At 70.9% G+C, this 25,341-nt stretch carries 22 protein-coding genes; 10 read left to right on the plus strand and 12 right to left on the minus strand.

Translation table 11 applies throughout. The annotated features are described in order from the left end of the window. Positions 1-1,219: 1,219 nt before the first annotated feature. A complete protein-coding gene (locus ACZ61E_RS25520; RefSeq protein WP_469702194.1) occupies positions 1,220-1,987 on the minus strand; it encodes an IclR family transcriptional regulator in 768 nt (255 codons plus the stop codon). A 166-nt stretch (positions 1,988-2,153) separates the two neighbouring features. Here ACZ61E_RS25520 and ACZ61E_RS25525 point away from each other — a divergent pair, with 166 nt between their 5' ends. The 6 genes from ACZ61E_RS25525 (at position 2,154) to mmsB (ending at position 9,317) form a co-directional block, all read left to right on the plus strand. Beyond that, positions 2,154-3,317 carry a mandelate racemase/muconate lactonizing enzyme family protein gene (locus ACZ61E_RS25525; RefSeq protein ID WP_469702195.1) on the plus strand — a complete coding sequence of 388 codons (1,164 nt, stop codon included), beginning with the start codon at positions 2,154-2,156 and terminating at the stop codon, positions 3,315-3,317. Then, positions 3,314-4,327, plus strand: a complete 1,014-nt coding sequence (locus ACZ61E_RS25530) for a zinc-dependent alcohol dehydrogenase (protein ID WP_469702196.1) — start codon at positions 3,314-3,316, stop codon at positions 4,325-4,327. The genes ACZ61E_RS25525 and ACZ61E_RS25530 overlap by 4 nt, the downstream gene beginning before the upstream one ends. Before the next feature lie 108 nt (positions 4,328-4,435). After that, positions 4,436-5,401, plus strand: coding sequence for a hypothetical protein (locus ACZ61E_RS25535; protein ID WP_469702197.1), 966 nt, complete (start codon positions 4,436-4,438; stop codon positions 5,399-5,401). Positions 5,402-5,419: 18 nt separating this feature from the next. Beyond that, positions 5,420-6,529 (plus strand): multiple monosaccharide ABC transporter substrate-binding protein, encoded by a 1,110-nt coding sequence (chvE, locus tag ACZ61E_RS25540; RefSeq protein ID WP_469702214.1) that lies wholly within the window; start codon positions 5,420-5,422, stop codon positions 6,527-6,529. Continuing rightward, a complete protein-coding gene (mmsA, locus tag ACZ61E_RS25545) occupies positions 6,526-8,067 on the plus strand; it encodes a multiple monosaccharide ABC transporter ATP-binding protein (RefSeq protein WP_469702198.1) in 1,542 nt (513 codons plus the stop codon). The genes chvE and mmsA overlap by 4 nt, the downstream gene beginning before the upstream one ends. Before the next feature lie 5 nt (positions 8,068-8,072). Continuing rightward, complete coding sequence (mmsB, locus tag ACZ61E_RS25550; protein WP_469702199.1) at positions 8,073-9,317, plus strand: multiple monosaccharide ABC transporter permease; 1,245 nt, start codon at positions 8,073-8,075, stop codon at positions 9,315-9,317. 39 nt (positions 9,318-9,356) lie between these two features. Here mmsB and ACZ61E_RS25555 read toward each other — a convergent pair whose 3' ends face one another. The 4 genes from ACZ61E_RS25555 to ACZ61E_RS25570 form a co-directional block, all read right to left on the minus strand. Beyond that, entirely contained in the window at positions 9,357-9,647 is a 291-nt protein-coding gene (locus tag ACZ61E_RS25555; RefSeq protein WP_469702200.1) for a DUF6510 family protein, read from the minus strand. 1 nt (position 9,648) lies between these two features. Continuing rightward, positions 9,649-10,413: a ferredoxin reductase gene (locus tag ACZ61E_RS25560; RefSeq protein ID WP_469702201.1), complete on the minus strand. Its 765-nt coding sequence runs from the start codon at positions 10,411-10,413 to the stop codon at positions 9,649-9,651. Further along, positions 10,383-10,982, minus strand: coding sequence for a sulfite oxidase-like oxidoreductase (locus tag ACZ61E_RS25565; RefSeq protein ID WP_469702202.1), 600 nt, complete (start codon positions 10,980-10,982; stop codon positions 10,383-10,385). The genes ACZ61E_RS25560 and ACZ61E_RS25565 overlap by 31 nt, the downstream gene beginning before the upstream one ends. 119 nt (positions 10,983-11,101) lie before the next feature. Further along, positions 11,102-11,722 carry an L-threonylcarbamoyladenylate synthase gene (locus ACZ61E_RS25570; protein ID WP_469702203.1) on the minus strand — a complete coding sequence of 207 codons (621 nt, stop codon included), beginning with the start codon at positions 11,720-11,722 and terminating at the stop codon, positions 11,102-11,104. 283 nt (positions 11,723-12,005) lie between these two features. Between ACZ61E_RS25570 and ACZ61E_RS25575 the strand changes: the two genes are divergently transcribed. Beyond that, positions 12,006-12,719, plus strand: coding sequence for a chitinase (locus ACZ61E_RS25575; RefSeq protein WP_469702215.1), 714 nt, complete (start codon positions 12,006-12,008; stop codon positions 12,717-12,719). Between the two features lie 110 nt (positions 12,720-12,829). After that, entirely contained in the window at positions 12,830-13,702 is an 873-nt protein-coding gene (locus ACZ61E_RS25580; RefSeq protein ID WP_469702204.1) for a serine hydrolase, read from the plus strand. Between the two features lie 77 nt (positions 13,703-13,779). On the opposite strand, the gene ACZ61E_RS25585 is transcribed toward ACZ61E_RS25580, so the two are convergent. From ACZ61E_RS25585 to ACZ61E_RS25615, 7 genes are all read right to left on the minus strand, one after another. Further along, positions 13,780-14,052: a hypothetical protein gene (locus ACZ61E_RS25585; protein WP_469702205.1), complete on the minus strand. Its 273-nt coding sequence runs from the start codon at positions 14,050-14,052 to the stop codon at positions 13,780-13,782. A 37-nt stretch (positions 14,053-14,089) separates the two neighbouring features. Further along, positions 14,090-14,446 (minus strand): PRC-barrel domain-containing protein, encoded by a 357-nt coding sequence (locus tag ACZ61E_RS25590; RefSeq protein ID WP_469702206.1) that lies wholly within the window; start codon positions 14,444-14,446, stop codon positions 14,090-14,092. Between the two features lie 91 nt (positions 14,447-14,537). After that, positions 14,538-15,725, minus strand: coding sequence for an ROK family transcriptional regulator (locus tag ACZ61E_RS25595; RefSeq protein ID WP_469702207.1), 1,188 nt, complete (start codon positions 15,723-15,725; stop codon positions 14,538-14,540). A gap of 335 nt (positions 15,726-16,060) precedes the next feature. Then, positions 16,061-19,339 carry a PQQ-dependent sugar dehydrogenase gene (locus ACZ61E_RS25600; RefSeq protein WP_469702208.1) on the minus strand — a complete coding sequence of 1,093 codons (3,279 nt, stop codon included), beginning with the start codon at positions 19,337-19,339 and terminating at the stop codon, positions 16,061-16,063. A gap of 119 nt (positions 19,340-19,458) precedes the next feature. Beyond that, positions 19,459-20,430 (minus strand): sugar phosphate isomerase/epimerase family protein, encoded by a 972-nt coding sequence (locus ACZ61E_RS25605; RefSeq protein ID WP_469702209.1) that lies wholly within the window; start codon positions 20,428-20,430, stop codon positions 19,459-19,461. Positions 20,431-20,699: 269 nt separating this feature from the next. After that, positions 20,700-21,647, minus strand: a complete 948-nt coding sequence (locus ACZ61E_RS25610) for a hypothetical protein (RefSeq protein ID WP_469702210.1) — start codon at positions 21,645-21,647, stop codon at positions 20,700-20,702. Positions 21,648-22,101: 454 nt separating this feature from the next. Beyond that, positions 22,102-22,500: a winged helix-turn-helix transcriptional regulator gene (locus tag ACZ61E_RS25615; protein ID WP_469702211.1), complete on the minus strand. Its 399-nt coding sequence runs from the start codon at positions 22,498-22,500 to the stop codon at positions 22,102-22,104. A gap of 117 nt (positions 22,501-22,617) precedes the next feature. Between ACZ61E_RS25615 and ACZ61E_RS25620 the strand changes: the two genes are divergently transcribed. Further along, positions 22,618-23,478, plus strand: a complete 861-nt coding sequence (locus ACZ61E_RS25620) for an SDR family oxidoreductase (RefSeq protein WP_469702212.1) — start codon at positions 22,618-22,620, stop codon at positions 23,476-23,478. Between the two features lie 988 nt (positions 23,479-24,466). Beyond that, on the plus strand, positions 24,467-25,234 hold the full coding sequence (locus ACZ61E_RS25625; protein ID WP_469702213.1) for an NPP1 family protein: 768 nt from the start codon (positions 24,467-24,469) through the stop codon (positions 25,232-25,234). Positions 25,235-25,341: the final 107 nt, after the last annotated feature.

The following is a 25,341-nucleotide window of genomic DNA, read 5'->3' on the forward strand; positions in this document are numbered from 1 at the left end:
CTGGCCCGTGGGCGGCGTTCACCGCCGGGCGCGAGCCCTTCGATCCGGATACGGAGGTCTGAAAACGGATGCGGATGCTGCGTTCGGGCGGTGCGGGGTTGGCTGATGGCCTGTCATGTACGCCACCAATCAACGCGTTGAGCGAAACAGTAGAGACTTCTGTCGAGATCGTAAATACTTTGTCACGCACGAGTGAAAAGTCCTCGCGGTGCGGTTGGGTGGCGGGCCGGGGTTCGGCCTCAATCGCCGGCCGGGCTGCGTCTGCGGGCTGGCGCCCGGGGCCGGGGTGCTGTCCCTGCGGGCCGGGGTGGGGTGCCGGTGGGGTGGCCTCAATCGCCGGCCGGGCTTGGGTGGTGCGGGCCGGTTGCCGGGTGCCGCTCCGGGGTCATGCCCGGACGGCGTGATTTACGGCGCGTGCAGGGTTCGTTGGACCCGACGACCCGGGTTGTCCACGCACCACAAATCAGCCCAAGTGTCCGGCCACGACCCCTGCGCGTCCCCCTTCCCTCCCGCGGGAAGGGGACGACCTGTCTCTGCGGGAGGCGGGGTCACCTGCGGGAGGTGGAGACGGGGTCGGCCCGTGCCGGTGCCCTCGCGGCGCGAGGCGGATCGGGGCAGGCGACCGCCAGGATCACCCGCTGGAGCCGGGGGCCGGGGTCGGTGACCGCCGGAATCACCACGCCGGAGGCGACCCCGGGCCGTGCCGGTGTCGTGGCGCCGCAGGAGCGGGACCCGGGGGCCGGTGAACGCCGGGATCGCCCCGCAGGAGGGGCACCCGGGGGACGGTGACCGTTACGGGTGACGGCGGCGGACCCCGGGGCGGCCCCTGCGAGTCCCCTCGCGGGGGCCGGGGCAGGCGACCGCCAGGATTGCCCGCAGGAGGCGGCCCCGGGCCGTACCGGCCTCGTGACGCCGCAGGAACGGGACCCGGAGGTCGGTGACCGTCGCGGGTGGCGGCGGGAGGGGGGCGGGGTCGGAGGAGGTGCGTGTTCGGACACTCAGGCTGATTTGTGGTGCGTGGACAAGATGGGTCAGCGGGTCCAACGAACGGGGCACGCGCCGTAAATCACGCCGTCCGGACATGCGCCTCCGGAGGCCCCGCACCCCGACCCTCACCGGCAACCGCAACCGCAACCGCAACCACAACCGCAAACCCCGCCCCCCGGACCGGGCCCCACCCGCAAGCCCACCCGCAACCCCCCCCGGAGGGACCTCCGCGTCAGGCCGAGCGGTGGCCCAGCCGGGCCGACAGCGCTTCCGCGCCCTTCGACGCCAAGTGCCCCAGCTCCGCCTCACGGGACTCCGTCCAGCGGATCATCGGGACCGAGATGGACAGCGCGGCCACCACCTGCCCCCGCCGGTCCCGGACCGGCGCGGCGACGCAGCTCACGTCCGAGTTGGACTCCCGGTGCTCGACCGCGACACCCCGCCGCCGGATCTCGGCGAGCGCCACCCGCAGCACAGCCGGGTCGGTGATGCTGTTCGGCGTCATCGCGGACAGCTCCCCGTCCGCAAGTCGCGCGTCGAGTTCCGGCTCCGGCAGCGACGCCAGGAGCATCTTGCCCACCGAGGTGCAGTGCGCCGGCAGCCGGCGGCCCGCGGCCGACACCATCCGGACCGTGTGCGTCGAGTCCACCTTCGCGATGTAGATGACGTCGAGGTCCTCCAGGATCGCGACATGCACCGTCTCGTCGCAGGTCTCCGCGATGTCCCGGGCCACCAGCCCGCCCTCGGCGGCCAGGTCGAGCTGTTCCGCGTACCGGCTGCCGAGCTGGTAGGCCCGTACCCCGAGCCGGTACCGGCCGGGCTGCTCCGGGATCGCCTCCAGATAGGAGCGCGCGGCGAGGGTGGTGAGCAGTTCGTGCACCGTGGTGCGCGGCAGGCCGAGCCGGCGGATGACATCGGGCGCGGAGAGTTTCCCGTCGCCCTCCAGGAACAGTTCGAGAATGTCGAACGCCCGCGTCACCGCGGGGACCAGTCGCCCCATCTCCGTCCACCCGCCCTCTTGTTCGGTACTCCGGCCAACGACCGGAATGACGAACAGGCTAACGGTCGCGTGACCCATTGACACCCCTCGGCTACCTGTTTACGGTCACGCCAGCATTTCGAACGCGTGACGAAATATCGAACAGACAGACGTCAGGGGTAACGCAGTGCGCATCACGGGAATCAGCACCCATGTCGTCGGTACGCCCTGGCGTAACCTCACCTACGTTCTCGTCCACACCGACGAGGGGCTGACCGGTGTCGGTGAGACGCGGATGCTGGGCCGGACCGACGCGCTGGTCGGCTATTTGCGGGAGGCCGAGGCCAACCACATCGCCGGCTCCGATCCGTTCGCCGTCGAGGACCTGGTCCGCCGGATGAAGTACGGCGACTACGGGCGGGCCGGCGAGATCGTGATGTCGGGCATCGCCGTGGTGGAGATGGCCTGTTGGGACATCAAGGGCAAGGCCCTCGGGGTTCCGGTCTGGCAGCTGCTCGGCGGCAAGGTCACCGACCGCGTCAAGGCGTACGCGAACGGCTGGTACACCACGGAACGCACCCCGGAGGCGTACCACCAGGCCGCGAAAGCCGTCGTCGCGCGCGGCTACCGCGCCCTGAAGATAGACCCCTTCGGTACCGGTCACTACGAACTGGACCGGGCCGGGACCGGTTACGCGGTCTCGCTCATCGAGGCCGTACGGGACGCGATCGGCCCCGACACCGAGCTGATGCTGGAGATGCACGGGCGGTTCAGTCCGGCGACGGCGGTACGGCTGGCGCGCGAACTGGCCCCGTACGACCCGGCCTGGCTGGAGGAGCCCGTACCGCCGGAGAACCTCCGGGCGCTGAGCAAGGTCGCCGGGAAGGTCGACATCCCGGTCGCGACCGGCGAACGCGTCCACGACCGCATCGAGTTCCGTGAGCTGTTCGAGTCCCAGGCGGCCGACATCATCCAGCCGGACGTCGGCCACATCGGCGGCATCCTGGAGGCGCGGAAGCTCGCCGCCACCGCCGAGACGCACTACGTGCTGCTGGCCCCGCACAACGTCGGCGGCTCCGTGCTGACGGCGGCCAGTCTCCAGCTGGCCGCCTGCACACCGAACTTCAAGATCCTTGAGCACTTCAACGACTTCGCGGACGCGGAGATCAAGAAGATCGTGACGGGCGCGCCCGAGGTCGACCCGGAGACGGGCTGCTTCGAGATCTCCCACGCGCCCGGTCTCGGTATCGGGTTCGACGCGGACGCGGCGGCCGAATTCCCCCAGCAGCAGGCCCGGTTCGACCTCTGGGCCGAGGGCTGGGAGAAGCGGGACCCCAAGGGGTCCCGGTGAGCGGCCGGGCCATCGTCGTGGACCGGCCCGGGACCCATCGGCTCGCCGTCGGCGAGCGGCCGGTGCCCGGTCCCGGCGAGGTGCTGGTACGGGTCGCCGCCGCCGGGATCTGTCTGAGCGACCGCGAGGTGTACGCGGGCCGCCGTGCCCCCGGGTATGTGCGCTACCCCGTCACCCCCGGCCACGAATGGTCCGGCACGGTCGAGTCCGTGGGCGAGGGCGTCGACCCGGCGCTCGTCGGCAGACGTACCGTCGCCGAGGGCTTCCGCGCCTGCGGCGTCTGCGACCGGTGCCGGGCCGGCGACACGTCGCTCTGCGCCGGCGGCTACGACGAGACGGGCTTCACCCGGCCCGGCGCCTTCGCCGACCATGTCGCCGTCCCCGCACGGCTGTTGCACCTTCTGGCCGACGACGCCGACCTGCGGGCCGCCGCGCTCCTGGAGCCCGCCGCCGTCGTCGCCGGAGCCGTACGGGCCGGGTGCCCGGAGCCCGGTGAGCGGGTCGCCGTGGTCGGCGCCGGCACGCTCGGCCTGCTCGCCGTACAGTTCCTCGCCGCGTACGCGCCCGGGGAGCTGACCGTGGTCGAACCGCGTACGGCCCGCGCCGCCCTGGCCCCCGAGTCCGGCGCGCACGAGGTGATCAGCCCCACGGCGGCCGAACACCGGCGAGGCCACTACGACCTGGTGCTGGAGACGGCGGGCGCGCCCACCACCGCGGCCTCCTCCTGCCTGCTGGCGCGGCGCGGCGGCAGGGTCGTACTCACCGGGATGTTCGCGGCCGGTGCGACCGGGATCGACCCGGTCCATCTGTCGCTGAGCCAGCTGACCGTACGCAGTGTCTTCGGCGCCCCGTCCGCCGCCTGGTCCTTCGCCGTGCGCGCCTTCACTGCGGGACTGCTCGATCCCGGTCCGCTGATCACCCACGAGTTCCCGCTGGAGCGGTACGCCGAGGCGGTCGAGCTCGTCGGCGGCGGCGACCCCGGCACGGGGAAGGTGCTGCTGCGCCCCTGACCCGCCGGACGGACGCCCCCGCGGTGTCACCGCACCGCGAGAGCCGAACGCGGTTCGAAGTACCGAACATCGAAAGCGCCGACAGGCAGCGACCGAAGGACATGTCCGTTGACCGACGCACCCGCCCCCGCCCCCCGCCGCCCAGGTGAGCGGGCGCTCGCCGCGCTCGACCTCGCCGCTCCCGACGACCACCCCGCCGACGCGTCCCCGCACGCCTTCCCCGACGGCGGCACCTGGCGCACCGAGATCCCCTCCGTCGAAGGCCCCGAGGCCCTCACCGAAGTCCTCAAGCAGTCCTCCCGCCTCGATGTGCCGATCCACCGGATCAGCCAGGGCAGCGGCGTCTGGATGCTCACCGACGACGAGATCACCGAGATGGCCGGCGCCTGCGCGGCGCGCGACATCGAACTGTGCCTGTTCACCGGGCCGCGCGGCACCTGGGACACCGGAGCCGCCACCCGTACCGACTCCGGCGGCGCCGGTCTGCGCGCCCGGGGCCACGACGCCGTCGCCGGCTGTGTCGAAGACGCCCTGCGCGCCGCCGAGTTGGGCGTCAAGTGCCTGCTCGTCGCCGACGAGGGCGTGCTCTGGTCGCTGCACCGGCTCCGTACCCGGGGCGTCCTGCCCGCCGACACCACCCTGAAGGTGTCGGCGCTCATCGGACCGGTCAACCCCGCCTCGTACACGGTCTACGAGCGCCTCGGCGCCGACTCCCTGAACATCCCCTCGGATCTCGCGCTGGCCCACATCACCGAGATCCGCCGGGCCAGCCGCGCCCCGATGGACCTCTACATCGAGGCACCCGACGACCTCGGCGGCTACGTCCGCATGTACGAGACCGCCGAACTGATCCGGCGCGGCGCGCCCCTGTATCTGAAGTTCGGTCTCGCCAAGGCCCCCGGTATCTACCCGTACGGCGGCCATCTGCGCGAGATCACCCTGGCCACCGCCCGCGAACGCGTACGGCGCGGCCGGCTCGTCCTCGATCTGCTCGCCCGGCACGGCGCCGGCGGCGGCATGTCGCCGCTCGGCTCCCGCCACCCCGGAACGCTCAACCGATTCCCGCTTCCTTAAGGACAAGGACTGATGACCATGCGCACCAGCCGCGCCGCACTCACCGTCGTCGTCACCTCGCTCGCCCTCGCGCTGACCGCCTGCGGTCAGAGCAGCGAGGGCGGGAGCAAGGAGGAGAAGAAGGGCGGCAAGGGCTCCACCGTCGGCATCGCGATGCCGACCAAATCCTCCGAACGCTGGATCGCCGACGGCCGCAACATGGTCGCCGAGTTCAAGAAGCTCGGTTACAAGACCGACCTCCAGTACGGCGAGGACGACGTCGACCAGCAGGTCTCCCAGATCGAGAACATGATCACCAAGGGGGTCGACGTCCTCGTCGTCGCCTCCATCGACGGCCGGGCCCTCGGCGACGTACTCGGTCAGGCCGCCGACCAGGGCATCAAGGTCATCTCCTACGACCGGCTCATCCTCGGCAGCCCCGACGTCGACTACTACGCGTCGTTCGACAACGAGAAGGTCGGCGTCCTCCAGGCGACGTACATCGTCGACAAGCTCGGTCTGAAGGCCGGTGGAGGCGACGAAGGCCCGTTCAACGTCGAGCTGTTCGCCGGTTCGCCGGACGACAACAACACCCGCTACTTCTTCCAGGGCGCCTGGAAGACCCTCAAGCCGTACATCGACGACAAGAAGATCGTCGTGAGGAGCGGCCAGACACAGCTCGACCAGATCACCACCCTGCGCTGGGACGGCGGCACCGCGCAGCGGCGGATGGACGACCTGCTCACCAAGTCGTACGGCTCAGAGGACGTGGACGCCGTGCTCTCGCCCTACGACGGCATCTCCATCGGCATCCTCTCCGCTCTGAAGTCCGACGGCTACGGCACCGCCGCCAAGCCGTACCCGGTCGTCACCGGCCAGGACGCCGAGGTCGCCTCGGTCAAGTCGATCGTCGCCGGACGGCAGACGCAGACCGTGTACAAGGACACCAGGGCGCTGGCCAAACAGGCCGTGCAGATGGCCGACGCGGTACTCAACGACAAGAAGCCCGAGGTCAACGACGAGACGACGTACGACAACGAGAAGAAGGTCGTCCCGTCCTACCTCCTGGACCCGGTCAGCGTCGACAAGGCCAACTACCAGTCCGTCCTGGTCGACTCCGGCTACATCAAGGCGAGTGACCTGAAGTGACCGCACCCGTCCTGGAGATGCGCTCCATCGTCAAGACCTTCCCCGGGGTCAGGGCGCTCTCCGACGTCACGCTCAACGTCGCCCCGGGGGAGGTGCACGCCATCTGCGGCGAGAACGGCGCGGGCAAGTCCACGCTGATGAAAGTCCTCAGCGGGGTCCATCCGCACGGCAGTTACCAGGGCGAGATCCTCTTCCAGGGCGCCCCGTGCGCCTTCAAGGACATCGGTGCCAGTGAGGCGCGCGGCATCGTGATCATCCATCAGGAGCTGGCCCTCGTCCCGTACCTGTCGATCGCGGAGAACATCTTCCTCGGCAACGAGCACGCACGGCGCGGGATCATCAGCTGGAACGAGACGCTCAGGCACGCCGCCGCGCTGCTGAAGAGGGTGGGACTCGCCGAGCACCCGCAGACCCGGGTCGCCGACATCGGCGTGGGCAAACAGCAGCTGGTGGAGATCGCCAAGGCCCTCGCCAAGGAGGTGAAGCTGCTCATCCTCGACGAGCCGACCGCCGCGCTCAACGACGGGGACAGCGCCCAACTCCTGCTTCTGATCAAGGAATTGCGGGCGCAGGGCATCACCTCCATCATCATCTCGCACAAGCTCAACGAGATCGCCGAGGTCGCGGACTCCGTCACCATCCTCCGCGACGGACGCACCATCGAGACCCTCGACGTGCGAGCCGATTCGACCACCGAGGACCGCATCATCCGGGGAATGGTGGGCCGTGACCTCGACCACCGTTTCCCCGAACGCACCCCGTACGACGGTGACCCCGGGGCGCGGCCCGCACTGGAGATCCGCGACTGGACCGTGCACCACCCGATCGACCAGCAGCGCAAGGTGGTCGACGACGTCTCGATCCATGTGCGCCGCGGCGAGATCGTCGGCATCGCCGGTCTGATGGGCGCCGGCCGTACCGAACTCGCCATGAGCGTCTTCGGGCGCTCCTACGGCCGCAACATCAGCGGGACGGTGTTCAAGGACGGCCGGGAGATCGTCACGAGGACCGTGCCCCAGGCGGTGGGGCACGGCATCGCGTACGTCACCGAGGACCGCAAGCAGTACGGGCTCAACCTCATCGACACCATCGGCCGCAACATCACCCTGAGCGCCCTGCCGAAGGTCGCGCGGCGCGGGATCGTGGACGAGCACGAGGAGACCCGTGTCGCCGAGTCGTACCGCACCGGCATGAACATCAAGGCACCGACCGTCTTCGAACAGGCCGGCCGGCTCTCGGGCGGCAACCAGCAGAAGGTCGTCCTCAGCAAGTGGATCTTCGCCGGGCCCGATGTGCTGCTGCTCGACGAGCCCACACGCGGGATCGACGTCGGCGCCAAGTACGAGATCTACACCGTCATCGACCGGCTCGCCGCGCAGGGCAAGGCCGTCGTCTTCATCTCCTCCGAACTCCCGGAGCTGCTGGGGATGTGCGACCGCGTCTACACGATGGCCGCCGGCCGGCTCACCGGTGAGATCCGGCGCGCGGACGCGACCCAGGAAGTGCTGATGCGCCACATGACCAGGAACACGAGGTAGCAGACATGGGTCCGGCCACCACCGACCTCTCCAAGCCCCAGGGCGAACCGCCGAAGCCCGCCCGCCCGCGCCCCTCGGCGACCCGGGAACTGCTGCTGGACGCGGCGCGGCGCAACATGCGCCAGTACGGCATGCTCATCGCGCTCGCGCTGATCGTCGTGCTGTTCCAGATATGGACCGACGGCGTACTCCTCAAGCCCAACAACGTCACCAATCTGGTCCTCCAGAACAGCTACATCCTCGTGCTGGGCATCGGCATGATGATCGTCATCATCGCCGGTCACATCGATCTCTCCGTCGGCTCCCTGGCCGCCTTCGTCTCGGCTGCCTGCGCCGTGATGATGGTCGAACACGACATCCCCTGGGTGCTCGCACTCGTGCTCGGCCTGGCCATCGGCGCGGTGGCCGGGGCCTGGCAGGGCTTCTGGATCGCGTACGTCGGCATCCCGTCGTTCATCGTCACCCTCGCCGGGATGCTGCTCTTCCGCGGCGGCACGCAGATCTTCCTCGGCTCGCGCTCGCTCGGCCCGTTCCCCGAGGGCTTCCAGAAGATCTCCACCGGCTATCTCCCGGAGATCGGGCCTGCCACCAACTACCACAACCTGACCCTTCTGCTGGGGCTGGTACTGCTCGCCTTCGCACTCGTCCAGGAGGTCCGCGACCGCCGCCGCCAGAAGGAGTACGAGCTGGAGGTCCTGCCCCGCAACCTCTTCCTCGCCAAGTGCGCGGCGCTCGCCGCGGCGGTCCTCGCCTTCACCATGACCCTCGCGAGCTACCGCGGTGTCCCGGTCGTCCTGCTGCTGCTCGCCGCGCTCCTCATCGGCTTCGGCTATGTGATGCGCAACGCGGTCGTCGGCCGCCATGTGTACGCGCTCGGCGGCAACCGCGCTGCGGCGAAACTCTCCGGGGTCAAGGACCGGCGCGTCACCTTCCTGGTCTTCGTCAACATGGGCGTGCTGGCCGCACTGGCCGGGATCGTCTACGCGGCGCGCCTCAACGCGGGCACCCCGCAGGCCGGCGTCAACTTCGAACTGGAGGCCATCGCGGCGGCGTTCATCGGCGGCGCGTCGATGAGCGGCGGCGTCGGCACGGTGTTCGGCGCGATCATCGGCGGACTGGTCCTCGGTGTGCTCAACAACGGCATGTCGCTGGTCGGCATCGGCACGGACTACCAGCAGGTCATCAAGGGTCTGGTGCTGCTGGCCGCCGTCGGGTTCGACGTCTGGAACAAACGCAGGGTGGGTGCCTGACCGGTTGCTGACGAGGCGTCAACAACGTTGCCGGGGCGGTCAGGACGGCGGGCCGAGGGGGATAGCGAGCGAGGAGGCCCCCTGGAGGTCCAGCCACGCGGTGTCGGGCCCCCGGACCAGTCGCAGCACCACCCGCCCGCAGTCCGGGCACCGGGCCACCAGACCCGGTGCCCGGTCGTAGACGCGCAGCCGCGCCATCGGGCCCGTGGCCCCGCACCCGGCGCACCGGCCGACGGCGGCGGTCAGGTCGACCGCGAAGATCTCGGACAGCGGGCCGCCCAGCGCGTTGCCGTCCTCGTACGCCTGATCGAGATTTCCGTCGGCGTTCATCTCAACCTCCACTGGGGCCGAAGCGTTCGGTCCTGATCCGGTCGGGTGCGTGGCCGAGGCCGATGAGCAGCGAGGCGGCCGACTCCACGAAGCCGGTCGGCCCGCACACGTAACACGTCGGCCGCAGATCGGCCGGCCAGCCCGAACGCACCAGGTCGTCCGCGCTCAACCGCCCGACCGGCCTGGGGTGTCCGGGCGGAGCGGCGCGCGTGTAGAGATACGCGGTGCCGAGCCCGGGAGCCGCGTGGCGCAGTTCGGGCCCATAGAGCCGATCGTCCGGTTCGCGTACGGAGTACAGCAGCCGGAACGGCGCCACCCCGCCCACGGCGCCGCGTACCCGCACCATCGACATCAGCGGCACCAGTCCGGAGCCGCCGGCCACCAGCAGCACCGGCTCGCGCTGCTCCGGCCGCCAGACGAACCAGCCGCCGACCGGACCGCGCAGCTCCACCGGGTCCCCGGGCTCCAGCCCGTCCAGCAGATACGGCGACACCTCACCGTCCGGCACCCGCTGGACGGTGAGCTCGACACGCCGCCCGTCGGGAGCGGACGCCAGCGAGTAGCTGCGCTGTGTGCTGTACCCGTCCTCGGCCGTCAGCCGCACGTCGACGTGCTGGCCCGCCAGATGTCCCGGCCAGCCGGGCACGTCGAACACCAGCGTCCGGGCCGTCGGCGACTCGGCACGCCGCTCCACCAGCTCCGCCACCAGCCAGCGAAGCCGTCCGGGGACATGCCCTAGTCGCCCTGGTACCGCTGTTCGCGCCACGGGTCACCGTAGGAGTGATAGCCCAGGCCCTCCCAGAACCCGGGCTCGTCGTCGAGCAGCAGATCGATCCCGCGCACCCACTTCGCGGACTTCCACAGATAGAGGTGCGGCACCAGCAGCCTCGCGGGGCCGCCGTGCTCGGGAGCCAGCTCCTCACCGTCGTAGCGGTGGGCGATCCACGCCTTGCCGTCGAGGAGGTCCTCCAGTGGGAGATCGGTCGTGTAGCCGCCGTAGGAGTGGACGAGGGCGAAATCGGCGGCCGTCTCGACGTCCTCCATCAGGACGTCGAGGGAGACGCCCTCCCACCGCGTGCCGAACTTCGACCACTTCGTCACGCAGTGCAGATCCACCGTCGGTGACTCGCCGGGCAGCTCCATCAGTCGCGCCCAGTCCCAGGTGTGCTGGGTGCCCGTCTCGGTCCTGAGAGTGAACTCCCAGTCCTCGTGTGCCACGCGTGGCGTGGGACCTGCGGAGAGGACGGGGAAGTCGTGGACCTCGTACTGTCCGGGCGGCAGATCCCGGCCCGGAGCGGGGCGCCGGCCGTGGAATCCGCGCGAGACGATCGCCATGGCGGGACTCCTTCCTCCGCCCGGACGGTCGGCAACACGGGTCCGGACAGCCTCCGACCAGCGTAGGCGCGCGGGCCCGGGGCGGCGACGCGAGAGCCGCCGCCCACGGACCGTGGGCCCTACTCGAACCGCGCGGGGTCGCCCGCCCCGCGGCGCACGATCTCCGGCTCGCCGCCGGAGAAGTCGATGACCGTGGTCGGCTCGGTGCCGCAGTCGCCGGAGTCGACCACGACGTCCAGCACGTGGTCGAGCCGTTCCTTGATCTCCCAGCCCTGGGTCATCGGCTCGGCCTCGTCGGGCAGCAGCAGCGTGCTGGAGAGCAGCGGCTCCCCCAGCTCCGCGAGCAGGGCCTGGGCGACGACGTGGTCGGGGATCCGCACCCCGACCGTCTTCTTCTTGGGATGCTGAAGCTGACGCGGCACCTCCCTGGTCGCCGGCAGGATGAAGGTGTAACTGCCGGGCGTCGCCGCCTTGATCGCGCGGAACACGTCGTTGTCGATCTGCACCAGCTGACCGAGCTGCGCGAAGTTCTGGCAGACCAGTGTGAAGTGGTGACGGTCGTCGAGGTCCCGGATGGACCGGATTCGGCTGATGCCGTCCCGACTGCCGAGCTGGCAGCCCAACGCGTAACAGGAGTCCGTGGGGTACGCGATGAGCGCGCCGGACCGGATGCTCTCGGCCACACTCGCGATGGTGCGCCGCTGGGGGTTGTCGGGGTGTACGTCGAAATACTTGGCCATTGGCCGAGCTTAGGGCCTGTCCCCGGGGATCCCGCCGGGCACGCGTGCCCTGGTCGCCGCGCCGGTCCGCTTTTTCAAAGAATTGGTATGGACCTTTCCTGGGAGGGGTTCCTGCCCGTAGCCTCTGCGCGGCGGCGCCCGCGCAACCGCACTTCCGCCAAGGGCGGTTGTGGATGAGCGCCGTCCCGTGAACGCCTGTCCCCACACACCGTTCAGGAGTGAACCCACAGTGTTCAGAAGAGGCACCACGGCCGTCCTGGCCGCCCTGCTGCTGATCTGCGGCATGCTCGTCGCGGCACTGCCCGCGGCGGCCCAGTCCTCCCGGAGCGAGAGCGGCCGGGACGCGGCGGGAGAGGCGGGGGAGGCGCGCCACAAGCCGCGTTTCGTCGTCGCCGAGTCCCAGTTCGAGCGGATGTTCCCGGACCGGGACCCGTTCTTCACGTACGACGGGCTGGTCGAGGCCACCGAGGCGTACCCGGCCTTCGCGCGCACCGGCAGCCGGACGACCCGCGAGCAGGAGGCGGCGGCCTTCCTCGCCAACGTCAGTCACGAGACCGGCGGACTGTTCTACGTGGTCTCGCAGAACCCCGACATGTACCCCGTCTTCTGCGACGACACCCAGCCCTACGGCTGCCCGGCCGGCCGGGACGCGTACTACGGGCGCGGCGCGATCATGCTCAGCTGGAACTTCAACTACAAGGCGGCCGGCGACGCGCTCGGCATCGACCTGCTCAACAATCCCTGGCTGGTCGAGACCGATCCGGCCGTCGCGTGGATGACGGCCCTCTGGTACTGGAACACCCAGTCCGGGCCGGGCACCATGACCGGGCACGACGCCATGGTGAACAAGAAGGGCTTCGGGCAGACCATCTGGAGCCTGAACGGATCCGCCGAGTGCGAGGGCGGCAATCCCGCGCAGATGGAACACCGGGTCGAGCTGTACCAGCAGTTCACCCGCGTGCTGCGCACCCCGCCGGGCCGCGATCTGACCTGCTAGAACAGTCGCTCTGCGGATGCCCGGCCGGCCCTCCGGCGGGCCGGGCACCGGTATCCGTGTGACGATACGCACGTTGCCCGCCGGGACCCGCATTGCCTAATGTCCGGTTTGTGCCTACTTTCCGTAAGCCCCAGCAATTGGCCGTGGCGGCGATCGTCCTCGCCGTGGCGGTGCAGGCCCCCGTACTCGCGGCCGCTCGTACGGCCGACGGGGCGCCCCGCGCCGCCGCCCCGTCGGCGGGCGTCGACAGGGCGATGAACAAGGCCCTGGACGCGCTGCCCGCGAGCGACGGCCGCTACACCGTCGCCGTGCGGGATCTCGACGGACGGCACAGCGCCGCGTACGGCGAGGGCGCCGGGGCCTTCGACACGGCCAGCATCGTGAAGGTCGACATACTCGCCGCCCTCCTGCTGGACGCCCAGGACCGCGGGGCGTCCCTCACCGCGCCGCAGAAGAAGCTCGCCGCCGAGATGATCCGCAAGAGCGACAACGAGGCGACGAACGCGCTCTGGAAGTCCATCGGCCGGACCGACGGCCTGAACGCCGCGAACAAGCGGCTGGGCCTCAAGGCGACCCACCCCGACAAGGACGGCCACTGGGGCCTGACCCGCACCACCGCGGCCGACCAGATGGTGCTCCTGGAGGCCGTGCTGGGCGACGCGCACTCGCCGCTCACCGGCCCCTCCCGCGACTACATGCGCTCCCTGATGAGCACGGTCGAGGCGAACCAGCGCTGGGGGATATCCGCCGCCGACGACGGCAGGCGGCCGGGGGCCACACCGGTCCTGAAGAATGGCTGGCTGCCGCGCAGCGAGACGAAGCTGTGGGACGTCAACAGCATCGGGAGCGTCGAGCACGGCGGCCGGACCCTGCTCGTGGCGGTGCTGTCCGACGGACAGCCCTCCTACGAGGCCGGTGTGGCGCTGGTGGAGCGGGCGGCGACCACCGCGGTGAAGGCGTTCGTCGACGCGGAGAAGCGCTGAGCCGGGTCCGGAAGGCTCGCGCCGTGATCGCCGAAAGTGACCGTCCGGACACGGAAACCGACGCGGCGTGCGGGGGATCACGTCGCCGGGGCGCCCGTGAGTTCGGTCAGCAGGACCGAGAGGAAGTCGCGTACCTCCCGCTCGCCGTGCGGCTGCCGGTCGCCCCCGGTGACCGGCCCGGAGGAGCGCAGGGCGTCCGTCAGCATCCGGACACGGTCCGCCGGGGGATCGTCGCCCAGCAGACCGGCGGCGATCAGGGCGCCGACGCGGGCGGCCTCGGCGCCGTCCAGCCGGGCCGTGAACTGCGTGCAGTAGAGCACCTTGCCGGTGAAACCACGCCAGTCGTCCATCGACGGCAGCGTACGCGCCCGGCCCGGGCCACGCCGGTCAGCGGCGGGCGAGCTGGCGTTCGCCGCTGGGGCCCGGCTGGTAGGCCAGGTCGTAGTGCGCGAAGACGTCCTTCTCGTCCTCGGCGGGCAGCACGTCGTCCGTACCCATCGACGGCGCGTCCTTCACGACGGACTTCGGGTAGTTGACCCTGACGTAGCCCGGTCCCACGACCGCTCCCGAGAGCGGGACGAAGACCAGCCTGCGCCGGGTCGGCAGGCCCGTCAGCACCGTCGCCACCGCCGGTTCGTCGGTACGGGTGTCCACGTAGACGGCCTCCAGCGAACCGAGCTTGCGCCCGCCGGAGTCGACCACCTCGTGGGTGCGCCATTCTCGGATGTCCGCGGCATCGATCATCTCGGCTCGCCTCCTGCGGCCATCGTCACGCACCCGCCGCCGGGTCGCCACTCGGCGGCCGGCACCGTGCGGTCCGGCTCCCGCACGGGTGTCAGGGCTCCGTGTCGTCCGACTCCTCGCCGTAGCTGAGTTCGCTCGCCAGCAGCGCCGCGCCCACGACCCCCGCGCGGGGTCCGAGCTCGGACATGACGATCGGCAGATTGCCGGTGGCGAGCGGGAGCGAGCGCTTGTAGACCACGCTGCGGATCTCCGCGAGCAGGGGATAGCCGAGCCCGGTCAGACCGCCGCCGATCACGATCATCGACGGGTTCATGAAGCTGACCAGCGTGGCCAGCACCTGGCCGACCCGGTGGCCGCCCGCCCGGACGAGATTGACGCTCGTGTTGTCGCCGCCGTCCGCGCACTGCGCGACGTCCAGCGCGGTCAGCGCTCCCCGTTCGGCGAGCCGTTCCGCGAGGGCCGGCGACTGTCCGGACTTCGCGGCCTCGGTGGCGTCCCTGGCCAGCGCCACCCCGCCGAAGTACGCCTCCAGACAGCCGGTGTTCCCGCAGGAGCAGACGGGACCCGCCGCCTCGGCCTCCACCTGGACGTGCCCGATGTCGCCGGCGCACCCCTCCGCGCCCCGGTAGATACGGCCGTGGTGCTGCATGCCGGAGCCGATGCCGCTGCCGATCTTCACGAAGAGCAGATGGTCGACGGTCCGCGCGACGCCGCTGTGCTGCTCGCCGAGGGACATCACGTTGACGTCGTTGTCGACCACCACGGGACAGCCGTGCTCGCGGGCGAGGGTGTCGCGGACCGGGAAGCGGTTCCAGCCCACCATGATCGGCGGCGAGACCGGTACGCCCTCCCGGAAGCTGACCGGCCCCGGCAGGCCGATGCCGATGGCGTCGAGCTGTGTGTAGTGCCCCTGGTCGGCCATCTCGCGCAGGAGCTCGCTGACGCGGCCCAGCACCGCGACCGGCCCCGAGCGGATGTCCGCGGGCTCGGAGCAGGCGGCCACCGGCGTGAGCGCGCCGTCGGTGATCTCGATGTCGACGGAGCTGGCGCCCAGATCGACGGCCGCGAACCGCAGACCGGGGTCGAGCCGGACGAGGGTCGAGCGGCGCCCGCCGCGCGAGGCGGCCGGTCCCGCCTCGATGACCCGCCCGGCGGCGACCATGCGGTCGAGTTCGCCGAGCAGCCGGGGGCGCGGAACCTCCAGCCGGGCCGCGAGTTGCGCGCGGGACAGCGGGCCGTTGTCACGCAGCAGACTCAACACGCGGTACTGGATGTTCACGGACGTAACTCCTCTGGACGCCTGCGGACAGCTTTCGGGAGGTGTCGCGGGGCGGTACGCGGGCGGTGCGGGGGCCGGGCGCCGCGAGGCCCGGAGAGGCCCGTCCTCTTGAGGGCCCGGGGTCACGGGTCACGGTGGCGCGCGGGCGACGTCCGGCAACTTTTCCACAGATCGCCGAAAGTTGCCGCCCTGTTGACGGAACCCGCACCGACGGGTCCGGGAACCCGCACCGACGGGTTCCCGGCACGAGTCCCTCGGGCAAGGAGTCCGGGCACAGGACCGCCCCGCCTGTGAGAGCGGGGCGTGGAGGCGGGGCAGCCCTGTCGGTCGACTCGTCAGCCGGTGGCGCCTCCCTTCAGCGCCCGGGCGTCCCGTGCCAGGGCCGCGCCGGCCGCGCTGTCGGGCACGAGGGCGGTGTCGCCGGCGTAACCGGCGAACGACTCCAGCACGGCCGCGGCCTGGCTGGTGCGTCCGGCGTCGGCGTGTGCCTCGGCCTGCCCGATCCGTACGGTCAGCCGCTGCTGTCCCTGCGCCGTGATCAGGCCGTCGGCCCGCAGCTGGGTGATCAGCGCGCGGATGTCCGCGTAGGAGGTACGGGTGGTGAAGGCGACCGTCTTCGTGGTGGTGTTGCCCGCCTTGTCACGGGCCCTGACCGTCAGGTCGTGGCTGCCCAGCGGCAGCCGCCACAGCTCCAGCGCCTGCCCGGAGGTGACGGCCTTGCCGTCCACCGTGGCCGTCGCCGTGGCCCCGCCGGAGACCGCGTCCGCCGCCGAGAAGACCGGCGCCGGGCGCTTGGAGTCCCCGTAGACGCCGTCGGCGTCGATACCGCTGGTGGTCACCGTGGGACCGGTGCGGTCGATCCTTACGGTGAGCGAGCCCACGTCGGAGACGTTGCCGCCGTTGTCGGTCGCCCGGTAGCGGACCGTCGTGGCGCCCTCACGGGACAGCGTGACGGCCGAGTTGGCCGACTGCCAGGTGGCGCCGTCGTCGATCGAGTACTGACGGCTGGCGACCGTCCCGTTGTCCGTCGCCGCGACCGCGAGCGACACGTTGCTGGTGTACCAGCCGTCGTCACCGTTGGGCCGGGGCGGGTTCAGCGTGGCGGTGACCTTGGGCGCGGTCTTGTCCGCGACGCCCGCTCCCTGGAAGGTCAGCGAGTCCAGCTCGACACCGCCGGAGCTGGTGACGAAGACCTCGCCGGTCCCCGAAGGGGCGTTCTCCAGCGCGGTGGTGACGGTCTGCCAGCCCTCACCGGCCGGGACCGGCACCGTCGCGAACGGCTCCGCGTCCGCCGATCCCCAGCGCAGCGCCAGCGTGCCGGCGCCACTGGCGCGGGTCTTGACCCCGTTGATCCCGGCGAACGACACCGGGTCGTAGGCGATCCAGTCGCCCGCGTCGAACGAGGTCAGCTTGCGCTGCCCGGACGCCGTGGTGTCGTCCGCGACCGTGACACCCTCCGCCGAGTCGTAGTGCTCGGCCTGCATCAGCGCCGGGTTGAGCACCACCTGGGCGTCACCGGTGGCCGGCGGAACGCCGCCCGCGCCCTTGTCTGTGTAGGTGATCCCGAGGACTCCGAAGACGTTCTCGGTGTCACCGTGTCCCGCGTCGGCCGGTGTCAGGACGCCGCCCGTGCAGCCGGTGCCGCTGTTGACCGGGTGGCCGTGCTGGTTGTGCCCGAGACCGAAGGTCCAGGCCGCCTTGGCGCAGTCCGGTGTGGTGCCGTCCTCCGGGTCCTCGACGGCTATGCCGTACGGCACGGCGTCGCCCCAGTTGAAGAACCCGCCGTCGGGCGGCGAGGTGATGCGTACCGTCGGGGCGGTGTTGCCCACGGTGATCTGACGGCTGGTCAGTCCGGATTTGCCCTCCGGGTCGGTGACCTTGAGCCGGGCCTGGAACTGTCCGTTCTCCGGGTAGGTCCGGTCGACCGTGGGCCCGGTGGCGTCGAACGTGCCGTCGCCGTCGAGGTCCCACTGGTAGGTCAGGTCACCGTTCTCCGGGTCGCTGGAACCGGTCGCGCTGAACGAGACCTCCAACGGGGCCTGTCCCGACGTCTTGTCCGCCTTGATCACGGCGGTGGGCGCCTTGTTGCCCTCGGCGTAGTCGATCCGGTAGAGGCCCGCGTCGGGGTTCTGCCGGAAGAAGCCGTCACCGTAGTCCAGGACGTAGAGCGCCCCGTCCGGGCCGAACTCCAGGTCCATCGGGTTGTCCCACTGCGGGATGCCGTTCTGCGAACGCTCGCTGTTCGGCAGCACGTTCTCCAGCTTGCTCACCGGGCCGTCCGGGCCGTCGAGCGTGAACGCCGCGACGTAGTCCTGGGAGAACTCCGCGAAGAACGCCTTGCCGTCCCAGTACTCCGGGAACTTGCCCGGCGAGGGGTTGTCCGCGTCGTAGTGGTAGACCGGACCGCCCATCGGGGCCTGCCCGCCCGGACCGCCCGGACCGCGGAACGAGGTCAGCTCGGGCCACGGCTGGTCGCTGTCCCTGTCGCCGTACCAGAGGGTGGCCGGCGCGGACTCGGGCAGCTCGGTCAGACCGGTGTTCCAGCGGGAGTCGTTGACCGGCTTCGCGCAGTCGAAGGCGGGGCCGGGGGTGAGGGTGGCGAAGTCGAAGTCCCGGTAGGGCTTGGTGTTGTCACCCGTGCAGAACGGCCAGCCGCTGTTCAGCGCCTTGGTCGTGGTCTGCCACTCGACGTACCCCATCGGCCCGCGATTCGGGTCGGCGGTACCGGCGTCGGGGCCGTAGTCGCCCCACATCACGGCGTCGGTCTTCTGGTCCACCGCCAGCCGGAACGGGTTGCGCAGACCCATCACGAAGATCTCGGGGCGCGTCTTGGCCGTGCCCGGCTCGAAGAGATTGCCCTCCGGGATCTCGTAACTGCCGTCCTCCTGGACGTCGATCCGCAGGATCTTGCCCCGCAGGTCGTTGGTGTTGCCCGCGCCGCGGCGCTCGTCCAGACCCGGGTTGTAGCCGGGCGCGTCGTTGATCGGCGTGTAGCCGTTGACGTTCGGGCCCGACGCCGGGGTGTTGCCGCCCGTCGCGAGGTACAGATTGCCCTTGCTGTCGAAGTCCACGTCACCCGCGACATGGCAGCACTGTCCGCGGTTGGCGTCGACCCGGATGATCTCCTGCGCGGTGGAGAGGTCGAGCTTGTCGCCGGTCCACTTGAAGCGGGTCAGGGTGTCGTACCCCTCCCACTGCTTCCAGTACGCGTCGGTCTGCCCGGCGGGCAGCGTCTGCGGCGCCGAACCGGCAGGGGTGTTCAGCGGCGGCGAGTAGTAGAGATAGACCCACTTGTTGGTGGCGAAGTCCGGGTCCAGCGTGACCGTCTGCAACCCCATCTCGGAGTTCTGGTAGACGTCGATGTGGTTGACGACCTTCGTGACACCCGTGCCGGGGTCGGTGAGCCGTACGTCGCCGTTGCGGGCGGTGTGCAGGACTCGGCTGTCGGGCAGCACGGCGAGGTCGATCGGCTCGCCGGTGTCCTTCGTCAGGGTGACTTTCTCGTAGTTCGACCAGTCCAGGGCGTGTTCGTGGCCCGGGTGCGCCTGGGCGGCGGGCGCGACGGCCACACCACCCAGGGCGGGCAGGGCCACGAGCAGCACCCCTGTGATCATGCGTCTCAGGGTGCGGTGCACGGTGATGCGTCTCCTCGATCGCTGACGGAAAAGGAGCGGAGGTCCAGCCGGGCGCCCGGGTGCGCGGGCGCCCGGCTGTCTTCCGGGGGGAAGCCCTCTCAGCCGAGGAGTCCCTTGAGCGCCGTGAAGCTGCGCTCCGCCGCGCCGAGCGAACCCGGCGGGTTGGGCTGGGTGTTGGGCGCGGTGTCCTGCTCCCAGATCCCGACGTGCGAGGCGCGCGGCCCGATGTCGCGCACGAACTTCTCGTACGGCAGGTCACCGGCACCGAACTCGACGATGTCGAACCCGTTGGCGTTCGCCGAGTTGGCGTCGCCGTCCTTCATGTGGAACAGCGGGTAGCGGTAGGGCTGGTTGCGCACGTACGCGGCCGGGTCGAATCCGGGGTAGCGGTACTGGCCCACGTACGCCCAGTAGATGTCCAGCTCCAGATAGACATGGCGCGGGTCGGTGTTCTTGAGGAAGACGTCGTACAGCCGGACCGAGGGCTGGTCGGTGGCGAAGGCGAACTCGCCCGCGTGGTTGTGCTGGTAGAGCTTCAGACCGCGTGCGGTCGCCGCCGCGCCCCAGACGTTGAACTCGTCGGCGGCGGCGCGGTAACCCGCGACGGTGTTCACGTTGGTCGGCGCGTTGGCCGTCCCCACGTGGGGCATGCCGAGGATCTGCGCGGCGTCCAGCTCGCCCTGGAGGTTCGAGCGGAGGTTACCGATGCCGACGTGGCTGCCGACCGCGCGCAGACCGTTGTCGTCGAGCAGGGTGCGGATCTCCTGGAGGGTGATCTGCCGGCCCAGGATGGAGGTGTTCTGGGTGTAACCGGCGAACTCGATCTCCTTGTAGCCGATCCGTGCCAACTCGGGCAGGACGACGCCGAATCCGAGGGCGCTGACCTTGTCGCGGATGCTGTAGAGCTGGATGCCTATGCGGTCCTTCGGGATGGAAAGGTTCTTCTTGGACACGGCGGCCGCCGGGGTCGCGGCGGCCCCGGTGACGGAGGCGGCGGCGAGCGCCACGGTGGTGCCGGCGGTGGCGCGCAGGAAGTCCCTGCGGTCGAACGACTTGCGTATGTGGCTCACGGTCACTCCTGGGGATGCGGAGAAGAGGGTAGGACCGGGGCGCGCGGCCGGGTCGCCGCCCGGCGGTGCGCGCCACTACGGCGGAGGGTGCGCCGTCGCCGGGCGGGAGGGGGAGCCGCCGGGCGACGCGGAGTGGGGATACGGGGATGTGGACTGTGCGGGTACGGCTGCGGGGGTGGCCGCCGTACCCGCCGGTGTCGCGGCGCCGGCCGCGCCACCGCGCCGGGACGAACGCCGCCGAGGGCGCCGTCGCGGTCGCTTTCGCGTTGTCAGAGGCGGGACTTGCCCGCCTCGTGGGCGTCGGCCCGCGCCTCGGCGGCGCGCTCGGAGGCCCGCTCGGCGAGGTCGGCGCCCCGGTCCTTCGGGGCGGCCTTCCTGGCGGAGGCGGAGGAGCCGGGGGCGGCGGTCTCTCCGGTGACCGCACCACGGATACGGGTCAGTTCCCCCACGACCAGGACGGGGTTGTTGCCGGTCGCGGTGAGCCCGCCGCGCACGATGGTGTTGTCGAGCACGGAGGTGGCGGTGTTGTCGGTCACCGACAGGTTGCCGCCGAAGTACGAGGCGCCCGCGCAGGAGCCGAGCAGGCCCTCGCCGCCGAGCTGGAGGTTGTCGGCGTTGCCGGAGTACGTGGCGGCGCCGTACACCTCGCTGGCGCAGAACACGCCGCCGAGGGTGTTCCCGTCGACGGTGAGCGCGCCCTTGACGGTGGAGTCGTACACGTCGCTGTACTGGTTGTCCGCACCGGTCAGTGAGCCGTTGAGGGTGCTGCCGGAGACGTACAGCTCACCCGCGGTGGTGTTGACGTTCCCGCCGAGCGTCGAGTCGACCGCGTAGATGAACCCCTCGGTGACGTCGACGGCCTTGAGGGTGCTCTTCTCCAGGTGCGTGCCGAACGCGGAGTCGGTGGTCAGCGCGCCCTTGACGGTGGTGTCGGTGAGGTCGAGGTAGGCGTCCTCCTCGACGGTGACCGCGCCGTTGAAGGTGGCGCCGGCGGCCACGAGGTCGGCCCCGGCCTCGACGGTCACCGTGCCCTTGACTCTCGTGCCGGTGAGGGTGCACGACTTCCCGGCGGGCACGACGAGGTCGTTGCTGACGGTCACGGCGCCGCCGTCACCGACACAGGTGGTGTAAAGAGCCGCCTGGGCCGAACCGGAGAAGGCCACCAGGCTCCCCGATGCCACCAGAGAGGCCGTGGCGATGAACGTACGGATCTTCATGTCGCTTCCCTTCCGCTGCGGTCACGGCAGAGTCGGTGACCCGGCCGGTTTCCCGTGTGTTCGACGGGGGTGCTGCACGGTGCGTGTGCGACGACCGCGGTGACGGCGATCGCGCAGCGCCTCGTGACGGGCGGTGGCCCGGCCATGGGGGGAGAGACGTGGAAAGACTCGTGGGGTGAGGGGCGTTCGGGTGAACGCCGATGACTGCGGTGTTACCGCGACGAAACACATGTCCCGGTGGGCCGAGACATTAGAGCGACGCGTGGGGACTGTCCAGAGGTTCGGTACGAATCTCGGGAACTTTCTAATGATTCATCAAAAGGTGTGAGGTGCCGGGAGAAAGCGCGACGGAAGGAACGCGGTTCCTCAAGGGGCCCGGCGGGGGAACGGTCAACGACACGGCTGCGCTTTGCCGTTCGCGAGAGTGAAGGAGGGCGGGTGCGTCGGGGACAGGTCAGGTCGCCGCGGCCGGCGGTACGGGCGCGTGCGCCTCGTCGTACGCCTGGCGGGCCGTGAACACCGCGTCCAGCCGCCGTTCCGTCCAGCGCGCCAGCCCCCACACCTGCTCCGCCGCCTCGCGGCCCAGCTCGGTCAGGGAGTAGTCCACGCGCGGCGGGATCACGGGCTTGGCGTCGCGATGGACGAAGCCGTCCCTCTCCAGCGTCTGAAGGGTCTGGGCGAGCATCTTCTCGCTGACGCCGTCGATCGCGCGGCGCAGTTCGCCGAACCGGTACGAGCGCTCCAGCAGCGCGGCCAGCACCAGCACCCCCCAGCGGCTGGTGACATGCTCCAGCACGAGCCGGGAGGGGCACATCTGCCGGTTGACGTCGGGCTCGGCCACGCTTTCGTCCATTCCGGTACCTTACTTCAAGGTGGGTACTTCCTTTCAGTTAGTGCGGCACATATCGTAGATCAAGTCCGCAGCGAAACGGACGAATATGCATAGATCGCACTAGTAGATGGGCGCCTCATGAGCATCGTCGTCACCGGAGCGACCGGACACCTCGGCCGCCTCACCATCGAATCCCTGCTGACCTCCGGTGTACCGGCCGGGGAGATCGCCGCTGTCGCGCGGGACGGCGCGAAGGCCGCGCCCCTGGCGGCGCTCGGCGTCGAGGTGCGGATCGGCGACTACGACAGGCCCGAGACGCTGACGGACGCCTTCCGGTCCGGTGACCGTGTCCTGTTCGTCTCGGCCAGTGAGCCCGGCCGCCGCGTACCGCAGCACACCGCCGTCGTCGCCGCCGCGCGGACGGCGGGAGTGGCCCAACTCGCCTACACCGGCGTGCTCGGCGGGCCCGACGCGGACTTCGAGCTGGCCGCGGAGCACAAGGCCACCGAGCGGCTGATCCTGGAGTCCGGGCTGCCGTACACCTTCCTGCGCAACGGCTGGTACACCGAGAACTACACGGAGAACCTCGGCCCCGTTCTGGAGCACGGCGCCGTCGTCGCCGCCGCGGGCGACGGGCGGGTGGCGAGCGCGAGCCGCGCGGACTACGCGGCGGCGGCAGCGGCGGTGATGACCGGCGAAGGGCATCTCAACAAGGCGTACGAGCTGTGCGGCGACACGGCGTGGTCCTTCACCGAGTACGCGGCGGAGCTGTCGCGGCGGACCGGGCGGGCGATCACGTACAACAACGTCCCCGGCGAGACGATGCTGGGCATCCTCACCGGCGCCGGCGTGCCCGAGCCGATGGCCGCCATTCTCGTGGACGTGGACAGGGCCATCGAGAGGGGGCTGCTGGTCGGTACGACGGGGGACCTGTCCCGGCTCGCGGGCCGGCCGACGACGCCGCTGGCGGAGTCGGTGGCGGAGGCACTGAAGTCCTGACGGCGCGGGGGCGGGTTCGGGTGCCGTCGTAGGTGGGGCGGCTCACTGCGACGCGCGGTGAAGGCGCCCCCCGGGGGGCGTCCGGCAACCGCTGGCTCCGTGCGGCCCCTTGGGGTCCGGTCGCTCACGGGCCCACCCCGCAACCGGCGCCCCGCCCGACGTGGCGGTCCGGCGTTCTCGCGGCCCTGATGCGGATGCCGCTCCGGCCCGGCGGCGGAGAGGCCGTCCCCCCGGACTCCGCTCGCGGGGCCGCCCTCGGTCGCCGGCTCCTTCTGCTGCGTGTGGCGAGGGGGCGCGCCGAGAACGTCCGCACGGCCTGGGTCGTGTCCGGGGGAGAAGTCCCGCATTGCCCGCGGCGCCTGGCGCGGCACTTCTCCCCCCGTAGCCCCGAGGAGACACGGGAGGTCCCCCCGCCTTGTCGTAAGTTCCGCCGAGTACGCCCGTTACGAGGCCGATCCTCTGCCTTGCGAGGCACCGCACCGGACGCCGTGGGCCCCGCCCGGCGGGCGGACCGCGCCACTTCGCTGACACCCCCAGCCCCCGCGCCCGGCGCGCGTCACGTCGGCTGTCGGCAGCGTGTCGGCCGTCCTGGCTCGGCCGCGCGCCCCGCGGGTCACAGCCGGGCTCGGCCGCCAACCCCCGCTCCTGTTCACAGGCGCGAAGTGACTCGGCGCGGTGGGTGGTGAACCGGGCTTCCCCTCCGGGGGGCGACGCGTCTCTCCTGACACGCTCCGGCCTCCTGCGTGGCCGTCCCCCTTCGTCCTGGTCCGGGTTCCGGAACCGACACGGACATCGACGGCGGCTGCGTTGGCGCCGGCCCGGTCGGTGTGCTCGGCCGAGCGCCCAAGTCGGCTGAATCCTTTATTGGTTGATCTTTCACCACGCCGACACCTGTCGACGCTCGGGACGTCAACAACGGCCCCAGAGGATGATCCGGGCATGTCAAAATGACCGGTACCCCCACACCGCGGTCGATCAGGAGGACGCAGTGCAGAAAAGCTCGCGCATCCGCAAGGTCTCGTTCACCCTTGGCAGCGCCCTCGCGCTGGTCATCGCATTCCCCGGCAACGCCCTCGCCGATCCCCCCGGCGCCCTGCCCGCCAACGCGGACGGGCTGGAACAGACGTTCCAGCCGGCGTACGACTACGACACCGACGGCTGCTACCCCACCCCGGCCATCGGCCCGGACGGAACCGTCAACCCCGGCCTCAACCCCAGCGGCGCCCTCAACGGCCAGTGCCGCGACTCCTGGGACCTGGACAACACCAACGGCTACTCGCGGTCCAAGTGCAACAACGGCTGGTGCGCGATCATGTACGGCCTCTACTTCGAGAAGGACCAGGCCGTGGTCGGCAGTTCGCTCGGCGGGCACCGTCACGACTGGGAGCACGTCGTGGTGTGGGTGCAGAACGACCAGGCCCAGTACGTCTCCACCTCCGCCCACGGCAACTTCGACATCCACTCGCGCGACCAGATCCGGTGGGACGGGACGCACCCGAAGGTCGTCTACCACAAGGACGGAATCGGGACGCACGCCTTCCGCGCCGCGAACAACAACGACGAGCCGCCGGAGAACCACTACGGTGGCTGGCAGTTCCCGCGGCTCGTCGGCTGGAACGGATATCCGGCGGGTCTGCGCGACAGGCTGAGCCAGGCCGACTTCGGCAGCGCCGTCTTCGGTCTCAAGGACGGCAACTTCAACGCCCACCTCCAGAAGGCCAAGCCGGCCGGCATCCCGTTCGACCCCAACGCCTGACGGACCCGCCGGGACCGGGGGGGGGGGGGGGGGGGGGGGGGGGGGGGGGGGGGGGGGGGGGGGGGGGGGGGGGGGGGGGGGGGGGGGGGGGGGGGGGGGGGGGGGGG

Source organism: Streptomyces sp. NPDC104581 (assembly GCF_055583685.1).